This window comes from Corynebacterium yonathiae (assembly GCF_027570195.1).
In the GTDB taxonomy this organism is placed as follows: Bacteria; Actinomycetota; Actinomycetes; order Mycobacteriales; family Mycobacteriaceae; genus Corynebacterium; species Corynebacterium yonathiae.
Map to the genome: position 1 here is coordinate 121405 of NZ_JAKMUZ010000003.1, position 21606 is coordinate 143010.

20 protein-coding genes are annotated in these 21606 nt (G+C 60.5%); 9 read left to right on the forward strand and 11 right to left on the reverse strand.

All coding sequences use genetic code 11. The features are described from left to right. Positions 1 to 6: 6 nt before the first annotated feature. The 3 genes from L8V22_RS02540 to L8V22_RS02550 form a co-directional block, all read right to left on the reverse strand. Entirely contained in the window at positions 7 to 1143 is a 1137-nt protein-coding gene (locus L8V22_RS02540; protein ID WP_238801760.1) for a glutamate--cysteine ligase, read from the reverse strand. 180 nt (positions 1144 to 1323) lie between these two features. After that, positions 1324 to 2130, reverse strand: a complete 807-nt coding sequence (locus L8V22_RS02545; protein WP_238801761.1) for a LytR C-terminal domain-containing protein — start codon at positions 2128 to 2130, stop codon at positions 1324 to 1326. Between the two features lie 23 nt (positions 2131 to 2153). Then, positions 2154 to 2429 (reverse strand): DUF3263 domain-containing protein, encoded by a 276-nt coding sequence (locus L8V22_RS02550; RefSeq protein ID WP_238801762.1) that lies wholly within the window; start codon positions 2427 to 2429, stop codon positions 2154 to 2156. On the opposite strand from L8V22_RS02550, the gene L8V22_RS02555 reads away from it, so the two are divergent. The 4 genes from L8V22_RS02555 (at position 2428) to cls (ending at position 6400) form a co-directional block, all read left to right on the forward strand. After that, on the forward strand, positions 2428 to 3051 hold the full coding sequence (locus tag L8V22_RS02555) for a peptide deformylase (protein WP_238801763.1): 624 nt from the start codon (positions 2428 to 2430) through the stop codon (positions 3049 to 3051). The two genes, L8V22_RS02550 and L8V22_RS02555, sit on opposite strands and share 2 nt — an antisense overlap. After that, positions 3051 to 4037, forward strand: coding sequence for an N-acetylglutamate synthase, CG3035 family (locus tag L8V22_RS02560; RefSeq protein ID WP_238801764.1), 987 nt, complete (start codon positions 3051 to 3053; stop codon positions 4035 to 4037). The genes L8V22_RS02555 and L8V22_RS02560 overlap by 1 nt, the downstream gene beginning before the upstream one ends. An 89-nt stretch (positions 4038 to 4126) precedes the next feature. After that, positions 4127 to 4936, forward strand: coding sequence for an exodeoxyribonuclease III (locus tag L8V22_RS02565; protein WP_238801765.1), 810 nt, complete (start codon positions 4127 to 4129; stop codon positions 4934 to 4936). Next, positions 4937 to 6400 carry a cardiolipin synthase gene (gene cls, locus L8V22_RS02570; RefSeq protein ID WP_238801766.1) on the forward strand — a complete coding sequence of 488 codons (1464 nt, stop codon included), beginning with the start codon at positions 4937 to 4939 and terminating at the stop codon, positions 6398 to 6400. A gap of 131 nt (positions 6401 to 6531) precedes the next feature. Here cls and L8V22_RS02575 read toward each other — a convergent pair whose 3' ends face one another. From L8V22_RS02575 to L8V22_RS02585, 3 genes are read right to left on the reverse strand one after another with little or no spacing between them, the layout of a single operon-like run. Further along, a complete protein-coding gene (locus L8V22_RS02575; protein ID WP_238801406.1) occupies positions 6532 to 7311 on the reverse strand; it encodes an ABC transporter permease in 780 nt (259 codons plus the stop codon). Positions 7312 to 7317: 6 nt separating this feature from the next. After that, positions 7318 to 8319 carry an ABC transporter ATP-binding protein gene (locus tag L8V22_RS02580; RefSeq protein ID WP_238801405.1) on the reverse strand — a complete coding sequence of 334 codons (1002 nt, stop codon included), beginning with the start codon at positions 8317 to 8319 and terminating at the stop codon, positions 7318 to 7320. 29 nt (positions 8320 to 8348) lie between these two features. Continuing rightward, positions 8349 to 8843, reverse strand: coding sequence for an NUDIX domain-containing protein (locus L8V22_RS02585; RefSeq protein WP_238801404.1), 495 nt, complete (start codon positions 8841 to 8843; stop codon positions 8349 to 8351). 70 nt (positions 8844 to 8913) lie between these two features. Between L8V22_RS02585 and L8V22_RS02590 the strand changes: the two genes are divergently transcribed. From L8V22_RS02590 to L8V22_RS02600, 3 genes are read left to right on the forward strand one after another with little or no spacing between them, the layout of a single operon-like run. Next, positions 8914 to 10359, forward strand: coding sequence for an MCP four helix bundle domain-containing protein (locus L8V22_RS02590; RefSeq protein WP_238801403.1), 1446 nt, complete (start codon positions 8914 to 8916; stop codon positions 10357 to 10359). Then, positions 10359 to 11369 carry a glutamate ABC transporter substrate-binding protein gene (locus L8V22_RS02595; RefSeq protein WP_238801402.1) on the forward strand — a complete coding sequence of 337 codons (1011 nt, stop codon included), beginning with the start codon at positions 10359 to 10361 and terminating at the stop codon, positions 11367 to 11369. Before L8V22_RS02590 ends, L8V22_RS02595 begins: the two co-directional genes overlap by 1 nt. After that, positions 11366 to 13939 (forward strand): serine/threonine protein kinase, encoded by a 2574-nt coding sequence (locus tag L8V22_RS02600; protein ID WP_238801401.1) that lies wholly within the window; start codon positions 11366 to 11368, stop codon positions 13937 to 13939. The genes L8V22_RS02595 and L8V22_RS02600 overlap by 4 nt, the downstream gene beginning before the upstream one ends. 107 nt (positions 13940 to 14046) lie before the next feature. On the opposite strand, the gene L8V22_RS02605 is transcribed toward L8V22_RS02600, so the two are convergent. Beyond that, positions 14047 to 15270, reverse strand: coding sequence for an acetate kinase (locus L8V22_RS02605; protein ID WP_238801400.1), 1224 nt, complete (start codon positions 15268 to 15270; stop codon positions 14047 to 14049). Next, positions 15271 to 16632: a phosphate acetyltransferase gene (gene pta, locus L8V22_RS02610; protein ID WP_238801399.1), complete on the reverse strand. Its 1362-nt coding sequence runs from the start codon at positions 16630 to 16632 to the stop codon at positions 15271 to 15273. It abuts the gene before it with no gap. A 228-nt stretch (positions 16633 to 16860) separates the two neighbouring features. Between pta and L8V22_RS02615 the strand changes: the two genes are divergently transcribed. Both L8V22_RS02615 and L8V22_RS02620 read left to right on the forward strand, forming a co-directional pair. After that, positions 16861 to 18222, forward strand: a complete 1362-nt coding sequence (locus L8V22_RS02615) for an FAD-dependent oxidoreductase (protein WP_238801398.1) — start codon at positions 16861 to 16863, stop codon at positions 18220 to 18222. Between the two features lie 3 nt (positions 18223 to 18225). Then, entirely contained in the window at positions 18226 to 18732 is a 507-nt protein-coding gene (locus L8V22_RS02620) for a GNAT family N-acetyltransferase (RefSeq protein ID WP_238801397.1), read from the forward strand. 23 nt (positions 18733 to 18755) lie between these two features. Here L8V22_RS02620 and purT read toward each other — a convergent pair whose 3' ends face one another. The 3 genes from purT to L8V22_RS02635 all read right to left on the reverse strand — a co-directional run. Next, positions 18756 to 20108 (reverse strand): formate-dependent phosphoribosylglycinamide formyltransferase, encoded by a 1353-nt coding sequence (gene purT / locus L8V22_RS02625; RefSeq protein WP_238801396.1) that lies wholly within the window; start codon positions 20106 to 20108, stop codon positions 18756 to 18758. A 150-nt stretch (positions 20109 to 20258) separates the two neighbouring features. Further along, positions 20259 to 21089, reverse strand: a complete 831-nt coding sequence (locus L8V22_RS02630) for a class F sortase (RefSeq protein ID WP_238801395.1) — start codon at positions 21087 to 21089, stop codon at positions 20259 to 20261. Positions 21090 to 21245: 156 nt separating this feature from the next. Further along, positions 21246 to 21606, reverse strand: a 361-nt coding sequence (locus tag L8V22_RS02635) for a hypothetical protein (protein ID WP_269966388.1), incomplete at its 5' end; no start/stop codon positions are given.

Below are 21606 nucleotides of genomic sequence, written 5' to 3' on the forward strand. Positions count from 1 at the left end.
GCCGATTTAAAGCGGGCGGAAAGTACGCAACTCGCTGCAGGTCTGCTCGACCACCTCGCGCCAGCTGCCGGTTTCTCTAAACAGCCGGCGCTGCCGCTCATAGCCGGCGCCGCCCTCAATAATCTCGTAGATGAGGCGCAGTTCATTGACGCATCCCAGCTCGCGGGCGATGGGAGTAAGTTCCTCAACCATCTCCGCCAGCTCATCCTTCACCCAGGCCTCATCGGTCTCGCGGGAGGTAATTACCAGCGCATCCATGCCGTAGCGGGCGCCGCGCCATTTATTTTCTGCCACATGCCAGGGCTGGAGGATGGGGAGGGGCTCCGCGGCGTCGATAAGCCGGTCGAAGTAGACCACCAAGCAGTGGGTCAGCGCCACGATGGCGGAAAGCTCGCGCAGATTCGATGTCGCATCGGATACTCGGACCTCCACCGTGCCCCACTTGGACGCCGGCCGAATATCGAAGTGCATGGAGCCGGTGTGATTAATAACGCCGGAGATTGCCTGATCGCGCATATAGGACTGCCACTCGGCCCAATCGCGGAATTGATACGGCATGCCTGCAGTGGGCAGCTGCTGATACAGCATGGTGCGATTAGAGGCATAGCCGGTATCTAAGCCCTCCCACCCCGGCGAGCACGCGGAAATGGCCAGCAGGTGGGGGTACTTGGTCATCAGCGCATTAATGATAGGCCACACGCGATCTTCATGGCTGATACCGACGTGCACGTGCGTGCCCCAGAGCAGCATCTGCTTGCCCCAGTACTGGGTGCGCGCGATGATTTCTTGGTAGCTGGGTTTATCTGATAGCGGGTTCTCACGGAAATCCGTAAACGGATGACCGCCGGACGCCCAGATATCCACGCCCAGCTTATCGGCAGCTTCTTCCACCACCTGCAGAGAATTGCTCAGGTCAGCGATAGCTTCCGGCACGGTGTGGCAGATTCCAGTGACCAGCTCCACCGTGTTTTGGAGGAATTCCTTTTCTAGGTGGATCTCAGGGTGGGCTGCAGTGGCGAGGTCAATCAATTCCGCACCGCGCGGAACGAGGTCTCGCGTTGCGCGGTCCACGAGCGCCACCTCCCATTCCACGCCAAGCGTTGGTTCGGGAGAGCGGGCGAATTGTTCTGCCGGGATCTTCACCCATTCAGCTTAACGGGTGACAGGTATTAACACGTGAATTTTATTTACCCTATCTACTTCGGCGAAGGTAGAGGCATTCACTGGTTTAGATCAACAAAGTCCAAGGACATCCGGCGGGAGAATAATGGTGCTCCTCTTCGGCCGGACGGCCTTGGACTTTAAGTCAGGTGCGCAGCAGGCTTAGGCCTGCGGCACTGCTAGAGCAACGACGACGGCGCCATCATCGGTTGCTTCCTTAGGCAGGTCGCGGTTCATTGGGGCGACATCGGCCTGGTAGCGGGCGGCTACCTCCTTTGCCAGTGCCTCAGCGGAGGTATCGCCTTCTGGGAAGAAGACGGTGGTCTTCGGAACTGTGAGGACATCGCCAGGCAGGTTGCCAACATAGCCCACCTTGAAGCCGCCGCTCTTGAGGGAATCGGCTTCCTTCTTGGCCTTGTCTACCTCACCGGAGTTATTAAGGACGCTGACCTTAATATCGTTGCGGTCGCGTGCGGCGGAGTGAGCGTTCTCCTCGCCTGCGTCGGCATTCCCCTCGGCTGCGGCTTTCTCCTCGGCAGCGCCGGAAGCAGCCGGGTCGCGTGGGGCATCGCCCTCACCCGAGGCCGGTGCCGGTGCAGGCGCGCTTGCGTCCTCGGAAGCACCCGGGGCGCCAGGGGCACGGGAACCCGCAGCGTCGGGACCAGCGGAACCTTCGGGAGCGGCACCGATGGTGGAACCGGTGGAGTTTTCCTGCTTGCTCTCCGACGCCACGGTGGAATCATCGTCGCCCGAAGTCATGGAGTACAAAGCCCAGAGCCCAAGCATGACGGCCACGGCGATGAGAACCATTGCCAAACCGCGCAGCGGGAGGCCGCCTTTCTTTGCGTGGGCGCCGCCACCAGCGGGGCGCTGCTTGCCAGCACGGGAAGCGGAGGTGCCGGCAGCAGAGCCGGCGCGGGTTTCGTCGGATACCTTGTCGGTCGAATTTTCCGGATTCACATTAGTCACATACGCAACACTAGTACTCAGGATTAACTGGATGGGGGATTTCCCCGCGCGGCGCGCCGTGTGTTTTCTCGCTCCTCGCGCAGGCGGCGCAGCCGAGCGACAAGGAGGGGATGGGATTGGGCGGCCACGGGGGCGTCGAGAAGCAGGTTAAGGCGCTGGTGGTAGCGCACTGGGGAGATATCCAGTTGCGCACGGATGGCCTCTTCCTTGCGGCCAATGCTGCGCGGCGCGGTTTCCTCGAAGTCCAAAATGGCGGCGTCTAGGTCAGACAAGGGGTTCATGCCTAAACTGTAAGGCATGACTATTCGCCCCATCGTTATCCACGGCGAGCCCGTGTTACACGAACCCACCCAACCAGTGGAAGAATCTGAGATTTCCACCCCGGAAATGCAGCAGCTCATCGCGGACATGTATGAAACCATGGACGCCGCCAATGGCGTGGGCTTGGCCGCAAACCAGGTAGGAATTGGCAAACGCCTCTTTGTCTACCACTGCCCCGATACGGACGGACCTAATGGCACCGAGCTGCCGTCCGAGAAAGCCGGCATGCGCAAGGGCTGCGTTATTAACCCGGTCTTGGAAACCTCCGAAATTCCGGAAACCATGCCTGCCGACGACGGCTCCGATGACGAGGGCTGTCTCTCCGTGCCGGGTGAAGGGTTTCCCACCGGCCGCGCAGACTGGGCGCGCGTGACCGGCAAGGACGAAAACGGCAACGATGTCTCCATCGAAGGCTATGGCTTCTTCGCCCGCTGCCTGCAGCATGAGACCGGCCACCTTGATGGCTTCTTGTACACCGATACTCTCATCGGCCGCTATAAGCGCCAAGCTAAAAAGGCCATCAAGCGCAATGGATGGACCGAACCGGGATACTCCTGGATACCGGGCGAGGATGCCGATCCCTTCGGACACGACGACTAATGCCACGCATCTTCCGCTCCGATGCCGCCCAGGTGGGCGAGCGCGTGGTAGCCCGGCGCGACTTCGGCGGCGTACACAGCGATGTGATAGGGCACGTGCTTAGCCTCAATCCGCTGGTCATCCGCCCGCAAGAGGTAGGCGGTTACCCCTCCGACTTAGATGCGGTAGAAATCCCGCCGGAGCAGCTGAAGATCATCAAGCGGCTCTCCCCGCGCATGGTCCGCAATTCCGATATCCGCGCCGTGGAGGTTGCCGCAGCCGCGGCTTTCCCTGGCGGGGAGCACGCGTGGACCAGCGATGGTTCTTGGCTCATGCGCGCCGGCGAGGGCGATACCAGCCACTCTAACTCGGCCGTACCCGTGGGTCCTTCGGCTGGCTTTACCCCGGTGCCGCTGGAGGAGATTAAGGCTTTTTACGCTAGACACGGCCTGCCGGTGCGCCTTTTGGTCCCAGAGCGCATTGGCAAACCGGCCGAGCGCCTGCTTGCCGACGCCGCTTGGGAGACCGAGCCAGAAACGCTCGCTATGGTTCTGCGTGATCTACCGACATTTGCCGGCGCCGCCGCCTCCCCTACCTTTCACATCGAAGACCATCCCGATAAAGAGTGGCTGGCGATGTACGAATCGCGTAAGGAGACCCTTCCGCCTAAGGCACTGAAGCACCTGAGCACCTCAATCGAGGGCACACTTGGCTTTGGCCGCCTGACATTAGAAGGCGAAACCATCGCCATTGCCCGCGGCGCTATTAGCGAATCCGGCGATGGCACGAAGTGGCTGGGACTGTCTTCCGTCGAGGTAGCAGAAGACTTCCGCCGCCGCGGACTCGGCACCCTGCTGCTTCAATCCCTGCTGCAGTGGGGTCACGACAACGGCGCCGAGCACGCCTACCTCGCCGTGCAAGCCTCCAATACCGCCGGCGTGCGGCTATCTGAAAAGCTCGGCTTCATTGAACAACACCGCCGCATCTACGCTCGCCTGCGTGACTAGCTTTCCGCGCCTGTTCCTTTCGGGCTAGGTGGTGAGCCTTATGGGACTGCCCGCTGACCTCGCTGCAGCGGGCAGGTACTGTATGTGGCATGCGCATCGCCACGTGGAATATTAACTCCGTTCGTACCCGCACACAGCGGGCGCTGGACCTTATCTCCAAGCACGACATCGACGTCTTATGTCTGCAGGAAACTAAGGTAAATGACGATAAATTTCCACGCGAGACCTTTGAGGAAGCGGGCCTGCATGTCACCTGCCACGGGCTCAACCAGTGGAATGGTGTAGCCATCGTGTCTACAGATGCGCCCGAGGAGGTCTTGGTAGGCTTCCCAGACCAACCCGGCTTTGCCAAAGATCCAGATAAGCCACAGGACCGTGAGGCCCGAGCGCTAGGGGTCCGCATCCGTGGCGTAGAAATTTGGTCCCTCTACGTGCCCAACGGCCGCGAGATTACTGACCGCCACTACGACTACAAGCTGGACTTTCTCTACCACTTGGCACGCTATGCGGAAAATAATGCACAGTCTAAGCTGCTTTTGACCGGTGATTTCAATATTGCTCCGCGCGATGAAGATGTGTGGGATATTGAGGCATTCCGGGGCAAGACGCATGTCACCGAACCAGAGCGCGCCGCATTCCAAATGCTGGAAGAAGCCGGGCTCGAGGAGGTCACCCGTCGGTTCACGGAAGACCAACGCTATACCTACTTTGATTACAAGAGCATGCGTTTCCAGAAAAACGAAGGCATGCGCATTGACTTCCAATTGGCTTCTGCCCCGCTTGCCCAACACGTGACCGGCGCGCAGGTAGACATGGTTGAGCGCGCAGGCGATAAGACCTCTGATCATTGCCCGCTTCTCGCAGATTTTGATCTGCCCGATTTCGATTCCGTGCGATAGATGTCTTGGTCGCTTGATCTCAGCTTCTGGCAACTTCTATTCCTGATCCTGGATTACGGAATCAAGATCATTGCCGTCGGCTTCGTACCCGAGGGCCGCCGTCCTTCCAGTTCCACCGCGTGGCTCTTGGCTATTTTGGTGCTACCGTTTATCGGTCTGCCGCTGTTTTTGCTCATGGGCTCGCCGTATATCAACCGGCGCCGCCACCGCATCCAGCAAGAGGCCAATGAAAAGATTGAAAACGTCACGGCCCGCACCCCTGACCACCCCCAGGGGCTCCTTTCGCCGGAAATAGAATCGGTCATCCGGCTCAACCGTGAGCTGACCGGATTCCCAGCGTTGGTGGGCCATAACCTTGGCCTGCACGCAGATTATGACGAATCTATCCGCACTATCGCCGCCGCCATTGATCGCGCCGAGAAGTACGTGTCCATTGAGATCTACATCCAGTCCTGGGATGAGGTCACGGACGTCTTCTTCGAGTCGCTGCGCAGGGCTACCGCCCGCGGCGTGAAGGTACGATTGCTGCTGGATCAGATCGGCAGCTTCAAATATAAGGGCTATTTCAAGCTAGGCAAGCAGCTGACAGAGATAGGCGTGGATTGGCATCTCATGCTGCCTATTCAACTACACAAAGGCCGTTTCCGCCGTCCAGACCTGCGCAATCACCGCAAGCTGGTAATCATCGATGGCAAGGTGGGCTTTATCGGCTCGCTAAATATGATTAAGCGCCAGTACAAAACCAAGGACCGCTACTGGATCGACTACATGGTGGAGCTCTCCGGGCCGATTGTGACTTCCATGTCCGCGGTCTTCGCCGTGGATTGGTACCTCGAGGCAGACGAGAATCTTCCGCTCGATGAGCTGCCTTATGACGACGCCCAAACTGCCGACGCCAACCACCTCCAAATAATCCCCTCCGGCCCTGGTTATACCACTGAACCAAACCTGCGGATGTTCAACTCCTTGGTGCACCACGCCAAAGACCGGCTGGTTTTGTGCTCGCCCTACTTCGTTCCGGACGAGTCCCTATTGGAGGCCGTGACCACCGCCTGCTACCGCGGCGTGAAAGTGGAGCTCTACGTGTCAGCAAAGGCGGACCAGATTATGGTCAACCATGCCCAGTCCTCCTACTATCAGGCACTGCTAGAGGCAGGTGTACACATCTACCAATTCCCCTACCCTTTTGTGCTTCATTCCAAGTTCATTATCACCGACCCGGATGATCCAGGCCGCGATCCGCTGTGTATGTTCGGCTCCTCCAATATGGACCCGCGTTCCTTTGGCCTGAACTATGAGTCCACCATGTTGGTGGCCAAGGGAGACCTCATTGACCAGTTCAACCAGCTCGTAGCCAATTACCGCGCCGTGTGCCATGAGCTAACTTTGGAGGAATGGAATAAGCGCGGCTTTATCCGCCGCTACGTGGATAATGTCATGCGACTTACCTCTGCGCTGCAGTAGAGCGAACACGGACCACCTCGGTTGCAGCGAAGATAGTCCGAGAACAAGAAACCGCCCCGGCGGGCAGCGAATGAGCTGCCGGCCGAGGCGGTGAAGCGCCTAAGCAATGGGGGCTTAAGCGTTAGAGGTGTTTAGGCGTCGCGCTTTTGCAGGACGATGACGCCGAGGACCCACAAAAGGAGAGCCCAGGCAATAAATACCAGGCAAAATACCCAGTTATCTTTCCAGGGAGCATCAACCGGATCTATCTCCCACAGCCAAGACTGGAAAGACTTGAACGGCATAAAGTTGACCAGCTTGCTACCAAACTTGGGAAGGGCAGCCACAAGATTATCCACGCCGAGGAAGAGGATGAGACCAATGGCCACGGAACCAGCCGTCGAGCGCAATAACAGTCCGAGACCTTGGGAGAAAAGGACGAGCAGTGCGGCGGCTAGAGGATACTTCCACAGCTGCTTCTGCCCCATCTCATCGTCCCAAGGTTGAAATTGTGCGGCTACCTCATCGTGAGCAAAAAACTCGGTGAGTAGGTAGGCACCCACCACGGCCACAAAGGTCAATGCTGCGGCGATAACCGCGTACATGAGCAACTTGACCACAGCGACCGACCAGCGGCGTGGGGTGGCCATGAAAGTGATGGTCTGCGTACCAAAGCGGTACTCAGTGGTGACAATCATGATGGCTTGGATCATGAGTACAGGCAGGCCAAGGGAAAAAAGGAAAGACACTGCGCCATCTGGGGTGATAACACCCATGCCCAACGCTGCATCCTCGGGGGTTTCCGCTGGCTGGGTAAGGCGAGCATTCAAAATGGCCCAGCCCCACGCAAAGAAGAGGAAGATGAAGGTGGTCCACCAGAAGGAGCGGGTGGTGTGCAGCTTGGTCCATTCGGACTTCAAGGTATTCAGCATGGCGAATTAAACCTCCTGCTGGGTGGGTCGAGCGAACGGAGTGGCAGCACCGGCCCCGGCACTGGCAGCGGCACCGCCGGCGGTGGGGTTACCGGTAGAGCCGTGGTACTGGACGGCATCGCCAGTAAGCTCCATGAAAGCATCCTCCAGGGAGGCGCTCTTGAGGCTGAGTTCATTAAGCGGCACACCGGTGGAGTAGGCTAGCTGGCCCACGAAATCCGTGGTCTGGTTGGCAATCACCAAGCGGGGGCGGCCCTCCTCGTCGGTGGACTCGGTAAAGGAGATTCCCTCGTCGCGCAGAGCCGAGCCAAACGCATCAAGGTGATCGGAGCGCACCAGCACGGAAGACTGCGAGTGGTCCTTCACAAAGTCATAGGTGGGCTGGTCCGCTACCAAGCGTCCCTTACCAATGACCACGAGGTGATCGGCGGTTTGAGACATCTCCGACAGTAGGTGGGAAGAAATCAAAATGGTGCGGCCCTCTTTGGCTAGGGCACGCACAAGCTGGCGGACCCAGCGAATGCCCTCTGGGTCGAGGCCATTGACCGGCTCATCTAGGATTAGGATGCCTGGGTCACCGAGCAGCGCGCCGGCTAGACCCAAGCGCTGGCCCATGCCGAGGGAGAAGCCGCCGACTTTCTTACCGGCGACGTCGGAAAGCCCTACCAGCCCCAAGACCTCGTCCACGCGGGAAGTAGAAATGCCATTGGACTGCGCGATCCATTTCAGGTGATTGGCGGCGCTGCGGTTGCGGTGCACTGCCTTGGCATCGAGCAAGGCACCCACCTCACGCAGGGGCTGTTTGAGCTCGTGGTAGTGCTTGCCGTTAATGCGCGCCTTGCCGGCCGTGGGAGCATCCAAGCCGAGGATCATGCGCATGGTGGTGGATTTGCCCGCGCCATTGGGCCCTAGGAACCCGGTGACCATGCCGGGTTTTACCTGAAAGGTGAGATCATCAACGGCGCGGACAGACTTATATTGTTTAGTCAGTCCTTCTACTTCGATCATGGCACTAGAGTGCCATAAATCTGGCAACTTTACCTGTTCAATGCTTCCATGCGCTCCCGCAGGGTGGGAAAGGAGCGGCGGAAGGCAGCCAATAATGGGAGGCCTTCTACCTCGTCAAAAGGCACCCAGCGCAGCTCATAGGACTCTTCATTGGCTGTGGTAGGCAGTGGGGCACCAGTGCGCGTGCGGGCAAGCACGGTGGTGTAGGTCCACTCCCCCGGTAGATCCCCCGCTGCGGGATAAGGCCCAGCCGTGACTTGCGCATCAAGTACCTCTACATCGTGGGGCGCAATCGCGCATTCCTCCTCGGTTTCGCGCAACGCGGCTTGGGTAGGCGACTCCGTAAAATCACGGGCCCCACCCGGAATCCCCCATGTATCGCCGTGATTGGTCCACGCGGCACGGTGTTGGAGAAGCACCTTGCGCCCGGCAACAAGGAAGAGGCCGGCGGCACCAAATTTTCCCCAGACGCGAATGCCGCCGGGGCCTGCCGCCCAGCCGTCTCCACTGTGAGGGTTATGCATGTTGCCTATCCTAGCCACACACGCGGGTATATGGTGGCGCCCAGCACACTGGGGGCGCTATTCTAAGTGAATGACCGAGCAGGCAGTCCGGGCAGAAAGCGTGCACGACGAGCACGCTCACCCGAGCGATCACTGGCTCGATGAGGTCACCGCGCCCACCGGCCCGGCCTTCAGCGGGCTCAGCAGCCGCGCCATGGAATGGTTCGCAGGCCCGGCGCGCCTGTTGCGCCGCTTTTATTACTTTGCCTCCACCACCCCAGGCAAGCTTTTTACGGTCACGCTCATCCTCACCGTGGCCCTAGGCGCCGCAGGCTTATCGATGTCCCAGTCTTCCGCCGCCCGCCATTCTGACCTGGACGAGCTGCTGAGCACCACCGAGCCGATGTCTAATGCGGCACACCACCTTTATAGTTCGCTCTCGGTGGCCGATACCGTGGCCACCACTGGCTTCGTGCAGGCCGGCGTGGAATCGGAACAAAACCGCGATAGCTATAACGAGGCTATCGATGCCGCCTCAGTGGCGGCCACCGAATCTGTGCTTGGTACCACCCAAGAAGATGGCCGCGTGCGCGAGCTGGTGACCTTTATCCAACGCGAGCTTCCTGTCTATACCTCGATGGTGGAAAAAGCCCGCACCAATCACCGGGCGGGCAATGCGGTGGCCAATTCCTATATGTCCAATGCCTCGGCGCTGATGCGGGAGCATATTCTGCCGGCCGCCTCCGAGCTATTCCAGCTGACCACCGCCAAGGTAAACCAGCAACAACAAAAGCTCACCTCCCCACAGTGGGTGCCGCTCTCCGGACTCTTGGCGGCGCTCTTCTTCCTCGCCGTGGCCCAGTGGTGGCTGTGGCGCCAGACCCGTCGCCGTTTTAATCGCGGCTTCTTAACGGCCAGCGTTTTGCTTTTCTTGGCTATCTCCTGGGTGGCGCTGTCCAACCTCGCCACCTGGTCCACCGGCCACCAGGGCTTTGAAACGGCCTCGCGCCCCTGGGATTCATTGACGGCCTCCCGGATCGAGGCCCAACAGGCCCGCACCTCAGAGACCTTGGCACTGGTGTTGCGCTCTTCCGAAAAGGATACGATGGTGCGTTTTTCCAGCTCCATCAACTCCATCGAAATGGCTTTAGAGGACTATGAGGATGCGCTCAATGATGAAAACGTGGAGGTCACCGATCCGGAACTCATCCACAGCGCTCGGGCGGCCGCCGAGCAGTGGCGCGACAGCCACGACAAGCTCATGGGCGCGCTCAAGGATGGCGACTATGACGAGGCTATCTACCAAGCCACGGCCACCGAGCCCAAAGATGGCGAAATGACCGCGGCGCGTTCCTTCGACGAGCTCGACGCCGAACTTTCAGATCTCATCGGCCAAGCGCGCATCGCCATGCGCAGCTACTTAGAGCGCGGCCTAACCGCCATGACCGCGGTGTCCTCAGCCGTGTTCCTGCTAACCTTGTGCGCCATTATCGCCGTGTGGCTAGGCATCCGTCCCCGACTGCAGGAGTACCTCTAATGCGCCGCTCACACGCCACCGTTGCCTATCTCGCCTGCGTCTGCCTAGCTTTGCAGCTGGTCTCCTGCGATGTTCGCTCCACCCCGCCGCTAGAGGCACCCGCCGAGCACGCCCTCGACTCCAGGCCTGGCCCACCGCTGCCGGAAGAAGCAGAAATTGAAAAGGCCGGATCTACCGCAGCGCGCCGCGCCTCTGAGGAGGACATCAAAGGCAGCTACCGCCCAGATGATAAGAAGGCGAAGGAGCGAGTACCGGATATCGTCAAGCGGGGCCGCCTCATCGTGGGCGTGGACCGTTCCAATAATTTGATGAGCTACCGCGACGCCGCTTCCGGTGACGTGCGCGGCTTCGAGGTTGATATCGCCCATGAGATTGCCCGCGATATTTTTGGTGATCCCAATAAGGTGGACTTTCGCTTCGTCGAATCCTCCAACCGCGTCGATGCCCTTAATTCGGGCGCGGTAGACATGATTGTGCGCACCATGACCATTAGCCCGGAGCGCGAGCGGGAAGTGGCCTTTTCCATTCCTTATATGCGCACCCAAACCCGCATGCTGGTCCTTAGCAATTCCGGCATGAAGTCCGTCAAGGACGCCGCCGGTAAGACGCTGTGTGGTGTGGGCGCATCCACCGCGCTCGAAACCATCCGCGAGCACGCCCCCAAATCCGATATCTTGGTCACCCGTTCCTGGGGCGATTGCCTTATGGCTCTGCAGCTCAACCAAGCCGATGGCATCGTCGTCGATGACGCCCTACTCTCCGGGATGGCCGCCCAGGATTCCTATACCTCCATCGTGGGCGAGCCACTGGAGACCGAACATTATGGCGTGGCCGTGCGCCGCCCCAGCAAGCAACATGACACCCGCCCGCTGCTGCGCCAAGTAAATTCCACGCTCGAGCGCATCCGCCGCGACGGCACCTGGTCCAAAATCTTCGATGAGTGGCTGGGCGCCTACCTGGAGGAGCCCACGCTGCCGGCCGGCAAGTACATCGAGGAGGCTAAGCCATGAGCCATAACCCGAACTTTAGCGATGACGAGCTCGAATACATCGAGCCGGAGAACCTCGATACCCAGCGTGCCTTCCGGCAGCCCACCAATGCCGCCAACTCGGCACAGGAGCCGGAGGCGCTGGGCGAAGCCCCTTCTGATGACGGCCCTGCCACCGCCGCTGTGGCCTTCGACCCGTTTGCGGACGAAGACGAGGAAGGCACCGCCGCAGTAGCCTTTGACCCCTTTGCCGACGAGGATGGGACAGGCGAACCCACCGGCACCTCCGCGGTCGCCTTCGATCCTTTCGCAGACGATGACGAAGACGGCGATGGCTCCATCGACCCAGACCATATCTCCACGCTCCTGGCAGACCTGGACAATATCCGTGCCCAGCGCGAACAGCAGCGCGCCCAAAAGGCCCAGGAAGATTCCTCGCAGCGCTCCCGCCGGCGCGCACTCGATACCTTTCGCGAGCGCCGCGGCACCCACCGCACCGAGCGCCGCGTGGCCGATGGCATGGTGCGCCTGCCGTTTATCACCCCAGCCGAACCGACCGACGCCCTGATCGACCCACACGAGGCATCCTCCGGTAAAAAGATCCCGCCACCGCAGTTACAGCCTGGTGACATGGTGGCCGGCCAGTACGAAATCTTAGGCGTTATTGCCCACGGCGGAATGGGCTGGATTTACCTGGCCAATGATCACTTTGTCTCCGGAAGAGTGGTGGTTCTCAAAGGTATGCAGGCCCAAAAATCAGTCGATGAAACTGCCGCTGCGGTGGCAGAACGCGAATTCCTTGCGGATATTACCCACCCTGGAATCGTCAAAATCTTCAACTTCATCGATGATGACCGGGTACCCGGCGGCTTTATTGTCATGGAGTACGTAGGCGGGCCGTCGCTTAAAAACAGGCGCAAAAAGCAACCGGATAAGCTCCTGCCCGTCGATATTGCCATCGCCTATATCTTGGAAGTCCTGCCCGCATTGGAATACCTGCATTCCCGCGGGGTGGTCTATAACGACCTAAAGCCCGATAACATCATCGTCACCGAGGACCAGGTCAAGCTCATTGACCTGGGCGCAGTTTCCGGTATCGGCGCGTTTGGCTATATCTACGGCACCAAAGGCTACCAGGCCCCCGAAGTTGCCACCGAGGGGCCTTCCATCGCCAGCGATATCTACACCATCGGCCGCACCTTAGCCTCGCTGTGCCTCAAGCTTCCTACCGAGGACGGCGTCTACCTGCCGGGTATCCCCACCCCCACCGAGGAGCCGGAACTGCGCCGCTTCCTGTCCCTATACCGCCTCCTGCAGCGCGCCACCGACCCGGATCCGGAGCGCCGCTTTACCTCTATCAAGGAGCTGCGCGCCCAGCTCTACGGCGTGCTGCGCGAGGTCATCGCCATCCGCGACGGCCTGCAATACCCGTCGCAGCATTCGCTCTTCTCGCCGCAACGTACCACCTTTGGCACCAAGCACCTGGTCTTTCGCACCGACCAGCTTATTGACGGCATCGATCGCACCGTCCAAATCACCGCCCCCGAGGTTGTCTCCGCCCTCCCAACGCCGCTGGTGGACCGCGATGACGTGGGCGCCGGCCTGCTGCAGGGTGCATCCTATGCGGAACCACAAGAAGCCTTGGAAACCCTCCGCCAAGCCATGCAGACCCCCGAGTACGAGCACTCGGCCGAAATCCCGCTAGGCGTGGTGCGCTCCATGATTGACCTTGGCTATACCGGCCAGGCCCGCCAGTGGCTTAGCTCCATCGAAGACCGCCTCGGCCGGGACTGGCGTTTCCAGTGGTACGCCGGCATCACTGAATTGCTCCACGATGACTACCGCGACGCCCAAAAATACTTCTCCGCTGTCCTCGACCTCCTGCCGGGTGAGGCCGCCCCCAAACTTGCCATCGCTGCCATCAACGAGCTCATCTTGCAGCAGCTGGACTATAGCGATACCTCGCTCATTGCCCCCACCGTGGCCCGCGCCTGCTCCAATATGCATTCCACCCTGGCCGATCTCCCCAACTCCGCCTTCGAAGGGCAGCCGGAAATCTGGAACCACGTCACCCAGGACCCGGCCGCTTTACGCTTTAACTCCATGCGCCTCTACGGCATTGTGTGGTCCACCAACCCCACCACCGTCTCCTCTTCTTTTGGCCTCGCCCGCCAGCTGCGCGCCGAGGGCCAGGTGGAGGTAGCCGTCGTGGTCCTAGACAAGGTTCCCAATGCTTCGCGACACTACCGCATGGCCCGCTTGACGACGATCCTTCAGCTCATCGTCCACGACCTCTCCGAGTCCCGCATTCGCCGCGCTGCCCGACGCCTCGAAGAGGTTCCCACCAACGAGCCGCGCTTCCTACAGATCAAGATCGCTGTCATCTCCGCCGGCCTAAATTTCCTGCGCAACGCCGACCTTTCCCGCGCCGCCTCCCCCAACGATCTCTTCGAATACGCCTTTACCCAGCGCGGCCTGCGCACCGGCCTCTCAGAGACCCTCCGCGCCCTCGCGCGCCAAGCACCGTTTAACCGCCACCGCTATGCGCTCGTGGACCTGGCCAACCAGGTCCGCCCCGTCACCACCTTCTAATCGCCTTCCTGCTACCTAGCCCAGAGGTGCCGAAACAAAAGGACGCGCAGCCCTTGTGGACCGCGCGCCCTTCGTTCACATTCCAGCTAGTAGCTGGTCGCGAAAGCCTACTTGTACAGGCCAGCCTCACGCGCCATAGCAGCGATCTCGGCGGACTTCTGGGCGATAGCCAACTCCTCATTAGTCGGCACGACAAAGACCTTGACCGGAGAATCCTCGGTGGAAATCATGCGCGGCTGGTCGGAACGGACCAGGTTGCGCTCCTTATCAAAGTGGATGCCGTACATATCCAGGTTGTACAGGGAGTCCTGGCGAACCTCGGTATCGTTCTCGCCCACACCAGCGGTAAAGGTGATGGCGTCTACACGGCCGAGAGAAATCATGTAAGAACCGATGAAGCGGCGCAGCTGGTGGATGTAGATGTTATAGGCCAGCCAAGCGTCCTGGTCCTCGTTATCGATGCGCTCGCGCAGCGTACGGAAGTCATTAACACCAGAAATACCCTTGACACCAGACTGCTTGTTAAGCAGGTTGTCAATCTCATCCACGCTCATGCCCGCTTGGCGGACAAGGTGGAAAATGATGCCCGGGTCAATGTCACCGGAACGGGTACCCATGGCCAGACCGGCCAGCGGGGTCAGGCCCATCGAGGTATCGATGGCGCGGCCGTTGCGGATAGCCGCGGCGGAGGCACCGTTGCCCAAGTGGAGGGTGATCTGGTGGGTGTGCATCGGGTCTCGGCCCAAGAGGGCCGGCACCTGCTGGGAGACGAACTCGTGAGAGGTGCCGTGGAAGCCGTAGCGGCGGATATCGTACTTGGATGCCACTTCATTGTTGATGGCATACAGCGCAGCTGCCGGCGGCAGGGTGTTGAAGAACGCGGTATCGAAGACGGCAACGTGCGGAATATCCGGCAGCATCTTGCGGGCCACGCGGATGCCGTCCAGGTTGGCCGGGTTGTGCAGCGGAGCCAGCGGGATGAGGTCTTCAATCATGGACTCGATCTGATCCACGATGAGCTGCGGCTCGGAGAAGAGACGGCCGCCGTGGACAACACGGTGTCCAACTGCGATAACATCCACGTCGGTCGGGCCAACGTTGTGCTCGCTCATGATGGCAAAGGCGCGCTCAAGGCCGAAGGAGTGAGTAGGGATCTCCAACTCTTCCTTATACTTCTCGCCACCGGTCTTTACCGTAACTGCACCGAGGGGTTCGCCAACCTGCTCGACCAGGCCAGAGACGAGCGGGGTATCCGTGGCGCTGGACTCGGGATCGACCAGCTGGAATTTAACGGAGGAAGAACCTGAGTTAAGGACCAGAACGTATGACATTTATTTCTCTCCAGCCTGAATAGCGGTGATTGCAACGGTGTTGATGATGTCCGGAACGGTCGCACCACGCGACAAGTCGTTAACCGGCTTGTTCAGACCCTGCAGGATCGGGCCCACGGCGAGCGCACCGCCGGTGCGCTGTGCCGTCTTATAGCCGATATTGCCGGCCTCTAGATCCGGGAAGACGAAGACGTTAGCCTGGCCGGCAACCTCAGAATTCGGCATCTTCTTCGCAGCAACGCCTGGGTCGCAGGCGGCATCGAACTGCAGCGGGCCATCCACCTTGACGGAAGAATCCAGCTTCTTGGCAGCCTCAACGGCGGCTACGGCGCGCTCAACATCCGGGCCGGAACCGGACGTACCGGAGGAGTAGGACAGCATAGCCACGCGTGGGTCGATACCGAACTGGGAAGCGGTCTGCGCGGAGACTACGGCGATTTCGCCCAGCTGCTCGGCGGTGGGGTTCGGGTTGACGGCGCAGTCACCGAACGCCCACAGGCGGCCGCGCATGACCATCAAGAAGATGGAAGAAACCACGGAAGCATTCGGCTTGGTTTTAATGATCTGGAAGGAAGGCTTAATGGTGTGGGCGGTGGTGTGAGCAGCGCCGGAGACCATGCCATCGGCCAAGCCCTTGTGGACCATCATGGTGGCGAAGTAGGAGATATCCTGCATCGTTTCGCGCGCCTGCTCGAGGGTAACGCCCTTCTTCTTGCGCAGCTCGGCAAAGTCGGCGGCAAATTCCTCTGCCAGCGGGGACTCGAGGTGATTGATGATTTCGGCATCAGCCAAGTCGAGCTTGAGCTCTTCGGCACGGGCCTTGATTTCAGCCTCGTTGCCCAAGATGGTCAGCTTGGCAACCTTATCGCGCAACAGCACGTGAGCGGCTTCGAGGATGCGGTCATCGTCGCCTTCTGGCAGGACGATGTGTGCGCCGGCGGCACGGGCCTGGTCAATGAGCTGCTTTTGGAAGAGGTCTGCGGACATGACCGGGGTGACGTCGCCAAGCGAGGCAAGTGCCCCCGGAACCGCTTCCAAATCGGTGAAGATGCCAGCCACGGTGGCGCCCAAAGATTCCGCATTGTGCTGTGCCAGCTCGCCGGTGCGCTGCGGGGCGCCGGAAATGATGGCAAGCGGCAGGCCGAGGGCGGCGGCTACCTCAGCATCAAAGGCGATATCGCCGGTACCCTGCGCCACGATGTTCTCGGCAGCAGGAGCCTCAGCGAGGACGGCGGCGACGGTGGCATCGAAGTCTTCGAGGCGGATGAACTCCGCGCCTAGGTCTTGAGCTAGAGCGGACATATCGAGGCCATCAAAGCCGCGGCCAATAGCGCTAATAACTGCGGAATGGGATGCAGACATGCAAATTACCTTTCATTCACGGTCACTTGAACACAATTAACGCGTGTCATAACTTCATGTCATACGTCACAGTTATTAACACGCGGTGACTATTCCACTGTACGCGATTTACCCCCTCTTATGCCCTATCGTGACCTCCCTAAACTGGGGTTAGTAATGCTGTGGTTTTTATCGCATAGTGACCGCGTAGAATATGCAGCACAACGAAAGAAAGGACACCCTAAGCACATGACTAACCCAGTGCGCGTTGCCGTGGTCGGCTCCGGCCCGGCAGGCATTTACGCCTCTGACCTCCTAGTGAAATCCGACCTTGATGTGCAGATCGATCTTTTTGAAAAGATGCCGACGCCGTTCGGTTTGATCCGCTACGGCGTGGCTCCGGATCATCCGCGCATTAAGGGCATTGTGCAGTCCCTGCATAACGTTATGGAAAAGGAAGAGATCCGCTTCCTGGGCAATATCGAGGTGGGCAAGGATATTACCGTCGAGGAGCTGCGCGAGTATTACGACGCCATCATCTTCGCCACCGGCGCCACCGCCGATAAGCGCATGGGCATTCCAGGAGAGGATCTTAAGGGCAACCACGGCGCAGGCGAATTCGTAGGCTTTTATGACGGCAACCCCAACTTCGAGCGCGATTGGGATCTTTCCGCAGAATCCGTCGCCGTGGTGGGCGTGGGCAATGTCTCCCTCGACGTCTCCCGCATCCTGGCAAAGACCGCGGACGAGCTGCTCGTTACTGAGATCCCGGATAACGTCTACGCCGCGCTGAAGAAGAATCGCGCCAAGGAGGTCCACGTCTTCGGTCGCCGCGGCCCAGCGCAGGCCAAGTACACCCCAAAGGAGCTCAAGGAGCTGGACGAATCCCCGACCATCGAGGTCATCGTCGACCCAGAGGACATCGAGTATGACGAGGCTTCTGTGGAGGCCCGCCGTGCCGCCAAGTCGACCGACCTGGTGTGCCAGACCTTGGAGTCCTATGCCATGCGCGAGCCAGGCGATGCCCCGCACAAGCTCTACATCCACTTCTTTGAATCCCCGGTGGAGGTGCTGGGCGAGGACGGCCACGTCACCGCCATCAAGACCGAGCGCACTGAGCTCAACGGCGATGGCACCGTAACCGGTACCGGCAAGTACACCGAGTGGCCGGTCCAGGCCGTCTACCGCGCGGTGGGCTACCACCCACAATCCGTCGACGGCGTGCCTTTCGACGAGACCAAGGCCACCATGCCGAACGACGGCGGCCATGTGCTGGCCAATGTCGACGGCGAGAAGATCCCCGGCCTTTACACCACTGGCTGGATTAAGCGCGGCCCGGTGGGCCTGATTGGCAATACCAAGTCGGATGCCAAGGACACCACCACCATGCTCATCGCCGATTACAAGGCTGGTGACTTGGAGCCTGCCACCAAGCGGGACCCGCAGGACATCCTGGACTTCCTGGCTTCCCGCGATATTGCCGTGACCACCTGGGAAGGCTGGCACCGCCTGGATGCTGCCGAGCGCGCCGCCGGCGAGCCGCACGGCCGCGAGCGCATCAAGATCGTCGAGTGGGACGAGATGGTCAAGCACGCCGGTCCGCAGGCCTAGCCCATGCCGCATTTCATTTCCGCCGCGCCCTTGGGCCAACTGGCGGCCTTGGACGTCCACCAGCTCTACAAACTGCGGGTGGACGTCTTTGTGCACGAGCAGCGCAGCCCGTACGCCGAGATTGACGCCACCGACGCCGACCCCCGGACCGTGCACCTGCTGGCCTGGGATACGGACTCCCACGAGCTGCTCGGCACGGCCCGCGTCTTTCCGGCTGCGCCTGCCGACGACACCGCGCTTTCCGACGCCACGCCTACCAACGCCCCGACCACCGGCGCACAAATCGGCCGCTTCGCGCTCGCGCCGGCCGCACGCGGCACGGGGCTCGGCCGCGAGCTACTCCAGGCGGCCATAGACCTCGGCGAGCGCATGCGCCCAGGCCAGCCACTCTATCTGGAGGCGCAGGCCGGCCTAGTGGACTACTACGCCTCCTTCGGTTTCACGCCGACTGGAGAGACATTCGATGACGAGGGAGTCCCCCACCAGCCGATGTCGCGCCCCGCCAGCTAGCCGCATAGCCAGCCAGCCGGCTACTAGTCGGCGTCGTCCACGCCGGAGGCGAGCTTAGGGTCGAGCTCCACGCCGCCCTCGTATTCCACGACCTCAATATCGGGAACATTCTCGGTTTCTGGATCGATGCCGCGGGCGCCGCCTTGCGCCAGCAAGCCCGGCGTGGAGGTCACCTCGATCTTGTGCGCCGCTAGTGCTGCGCGGTCGCGCGCCTCCTCCGCGCTTTCCGCGGTGGCAGACACCAAGCCCATGCGACGGCCCTTGTAAGTCCCGGGCTTGCCAAAGAGCTTGACGTCCGTCTCCGCGTAGCTGAGGGCGGAGGCGATTCCGGTATAGGCAACCTCCCCCAACTCCTCGTCCGCGTGGATTACGACGCTAGCGCCCGGGGTGACCAGGGTGGCGTCGATGGGGTAGCCCAAAATCGCGCGCGCATGCAGGTCAAAGGCGGAAAAACGCTGCGTATAAGAGGTAAGCATCGCCGTATCCGAGGGTCGCGGGGATACGGAGGAAAAGTACACGTCATCGCCCGCAACGAAGAGCTCCACGCAATACACACCGCGCCCGCCCAACTCATTAGAGATGCGTGCGGCCACCGAGCGTGCGTTTTCCAGCGCGATCTCGCTCATGCCGGTAGGCTGCCACTCCTCCACGAGGTCACCGCGCTCATGGCGGTGACCGATGGGCTCGCTAAACCACGTGGCCAACTTGCCCGTGGCCGGATCGATGGAACGGATAGCCAGCAGGGTGACCTCGAGGTCAAAGTCCACGAAACGCTCGGCCACCACGCGCTGCGAGTCCGAGGACACCCGCCGCACGGTCTCCCACGCCACGCGCACATCGTCCTCATCTCGGGCAATCATGTGGCCCTTCCCGGAGGTGGAGACATCCGGCTTAATGATGCACGGAAAGCCCAGCTCCGAGACTGCTTCTTCCAGCTCCTCCACGGAGCTAGCAAAGCGGTACGCGGAAACCGGCAATCCAATATTCTCCGCCACCTCGCGCACGCACTGGCGGTCTTGCGTCATGGCGCAGGCACGCGCGGAAGGCACGACGATGGCGTCGCTATGCGCTTCCATCTCCTCCAGCGCTTCTACCGCAACGGTTTCTACCTCTGGAACCACAAAATGCGGCTGAATCTCTTGTGCTAGCTGCAGGATGCGCCCAGCATCCTTGATATCGGCAACGTAGCTATACTGCGCCACCTGGTGCGCCGGCGCGCCCGCATACGAGTCCACCGCGTGGACCTCAAGGCCCAGGTTCTGGAAGGACATGGCCAGCTGCTTGCCCAGCTCGCCCGAGCCCAGCAGCAATACCTTGGTGGCATTGCTGGTCAGCGGCGTGCCAATATGACCGGCGATCTCGCCTGGATTATCCATGATAAATGCTCCTTCTAAGCCGCAGGCCGCGGCAGATACTGCCCCAAATTATCTCATATTTGGGCCCCAACCCCACTACCTACATGCCAGGTGCCAGGGATAAGAAAAGGCGCCCTGCGGGATAATTCCACAGAGCGCCTAAAGACTCAGCTAGGCCGCGGGCGCCTCAGCCGGAGCTTCCTCTGCCGGCTGCTCGGCGGGCTGCTCTGGCTCGCCTACCGGCTCCGCTACGGTAATGATGTTGTCCTCATAACCCAGCGCGCCGCCAACGAACTGGCCGCCGCAGGTAATAAGAACCAGGCGGTTTTCGCCTTCCTTATCGTTGACCACATCCGGGAATCCGGAGCCCTTAGGCAGGCGGTACGGTGCCTCGGTCACGCGGAAAGTACGCTCCTGGCCGTCGATGACCACGGTAAATTCCTGGTCCTTCTTTAGCTTGGTGAACTTCTCCGCATAGCCGGTGCCCTGACCCTGGTAGTTAATGTGGCCGGTAATCACACTCGAGCCCACATTGCCCGGCTCGCCCGGCACAGCAGAAGCGGAGTACCAGCCCACGCGGGTGACGTCGTGTGGCGGCAGCAGCACGCCCTGGTCAGTGACCTGTACGGGGTCCACAGCAGCATACTCGCCATCGATCCCCACGGACATACCCTCAAAGCCCTTGAACTCACCAGGCGCGGCCTCGTACTCGTGCTCCTGCTCGCCCGAATCATCCACGAAGGCATCGGACTTCGGGGCAGAATCCTGCGCGCTCTCGCTAGCTACCGTCTCCGGCGCGGAGCCGGCCTCATCTTCATCATCGCGTGCCAGGTACAGCACTACCTGCAACAAGACCAGTGCGACGACGACCAACGCCGCGACAATAGCGATCAGCTTGCCACGACCCATGCCTTGCTTGCCGACGCCTCCTTCTTCCCCACTCGCCGGATACTGCGAAGCTCTATTGTCTTCCGGCTGCTCTGTTTCCTTGTGTATTCCCATAGCTAGCTTCCTTTACTTCCTCAATTTGCCTACGCTGTGCAGGGTATATGCAAATCCCCCCCAGCGTGTGCAGTCACACCCTGGAGGGGATTTTTGGTGTTTAAGTCTCAACCCCGGCGGGGCGGCCTGTAGGCCACCTCACCGATGCTTACCGGACTACTTGATGTAATCCTGCATACCCGGCTCAAGCTTAGTTGCGCCGGAAGGTACGGACTTAATCTCAACGCGCTCGGCGTTGGATGGCAATGCGTTACCAATCTCTTCAGGTTTCTGACCCTGGCCTTCGACGCCGCGGCCGTTTCCATTGTCAGAGTTGCCGCCCTTAGGAGCGTCCTGATCGTGCACCTCGTGGGAGGTCACGGTCTGGTTGTCATCATTGATGTCCTTGTGCTCCGCAATGTGGTTCGGATTCTCCGGAGTAGTACCCGGAGTCTCCTCGCCCTTGTCATTGACCTCGGTGGAGGTGAGCTCTTCGAAGGCAACCGCAGCCTCAACAGGCTCCGTCACATCATCATTG

Excerpts from the sequence above, each read along its gene's own strand:
- L8V22_RS02620 (WP_238801397.1), top strand. The coding sequence starts at position 18,226 with ATGCCGCATTTCATTTCCGCCGCGCCCTTGGGCCAACTGGCGGCCTTG.
- L8V22_RS02595 (WP_238801402.1), top strand. The coding sequence starts at position 10,359 with ATGCGCCGCTCACACGCCACCGTTGCCTATCTCGCCTGCGTCTGCCTA.
- L8V22_RS02565 (WP_238801765.1), top strand. The coding sequence starts at position 4,127 with ATGCGCATCGCCACGTGGAATATTAACTCCGTTCGTACCCGCACACAG.
- purT (WP_238801396.1), bottom strand. The coding sequence starts at position 20,108 with ATGGATAATCCAGGCGAGATCGCCGGTCATATTGGCACGCCGCTGACC.
- L8V22_RS02630 (WP_238801395.1), bottom strand. The coding sequence starts at position 21,089 with ATGGGAATACACAAGGAAACAGAGCAGCCGGAAGACAATAGAGCTTCG.
- L8V22_RS02580 (WP_238801405.1), bottom strand. The coding sequence starts at position 8,319 with ATGATCGAAGTAGAAGGACTGACTAAACAATATAAGTCTGTCCGCGCC.
- L8V22_RS02585 (WP_238801404.1), bottom strand. The coding sequence starts at position 8,843 with ATGCATAACCCTCACAGTGGAGACGGCTGGGCGGCAGGCCCCGGCGGC.
- L8V22_RS02550 (WP_238801762.1), bottom strand. The coding sequence starts at position 2,429 with ATGCCTTACAGTTTAGGCATGAACCCCTTGTCTGACCTAGACGCCGCC.
- L8V22_RS02575 (WP_238801406.1), bottom strand. The coding sequence starts at position 7,311 with ATGCTGAATACCTTGAAGTCCGAATGGACCAAGCTGCACACCACCCGC.
- L8V22_RS02555 (WP_238801763.1), top strand. The coding sequence starts at position 2,428 with ATGACTATTCGCCCCATCGTTATCCACGGCGAGCCCGTGTTACACGAA.
- L8V22_RS02590 (WP_238801403.1), top strand. The coding sequence starts at position 8,914 with ATGACCGAGCAGGCAGTCCGGGCAGAAAGCGTGCACGACGAGCACGCT.
- L8V22_RS02605 (WP_238801400.1), bottom strand. The coding sequence starts at position 15,270 with ATGTCATACGTTCTGGTCCTTAACTCAGGTTCTTCCTCCGTTAAATTC.
- L8V22_RS02615 (WP_238801398.1), top strand. The coding sequence starts at position 16,861 with ATGACTAACCCAGTGCGCGTTGCCGTGGTCGGCTCCGGCCCGGCAGGC.
- pta (WP_238801399.1), bottom strand. The coding sequence starts at position 16,632 with ATGTCTGCATCCCATTCCGCAGTTATTAGCGCTATTGGCCGCGGCTTT.
- L8V22_RS02560 (WP_238801764.1), top strand. The coding sequence starts at position 3,051 with ATGCCACGCATCTTCCGCTCCGATGCCGCCCAGGTGGGCGAGCGCGTG.
- cls (WP_238801766.1), top strand. The coding sequence starts at position 4,937 with ATGTCTTGGTCGCTTGATCTCAGCTTCTGGCAACTTCTATTCCTGATC.
- L8V22_RS02600 (WP_238801401.1), top strand. The coding sequence starts at position 11,366 with ATGAGCCATAACCCGAACTTTAGCGATGACGAGCTCGAATACATCGAG.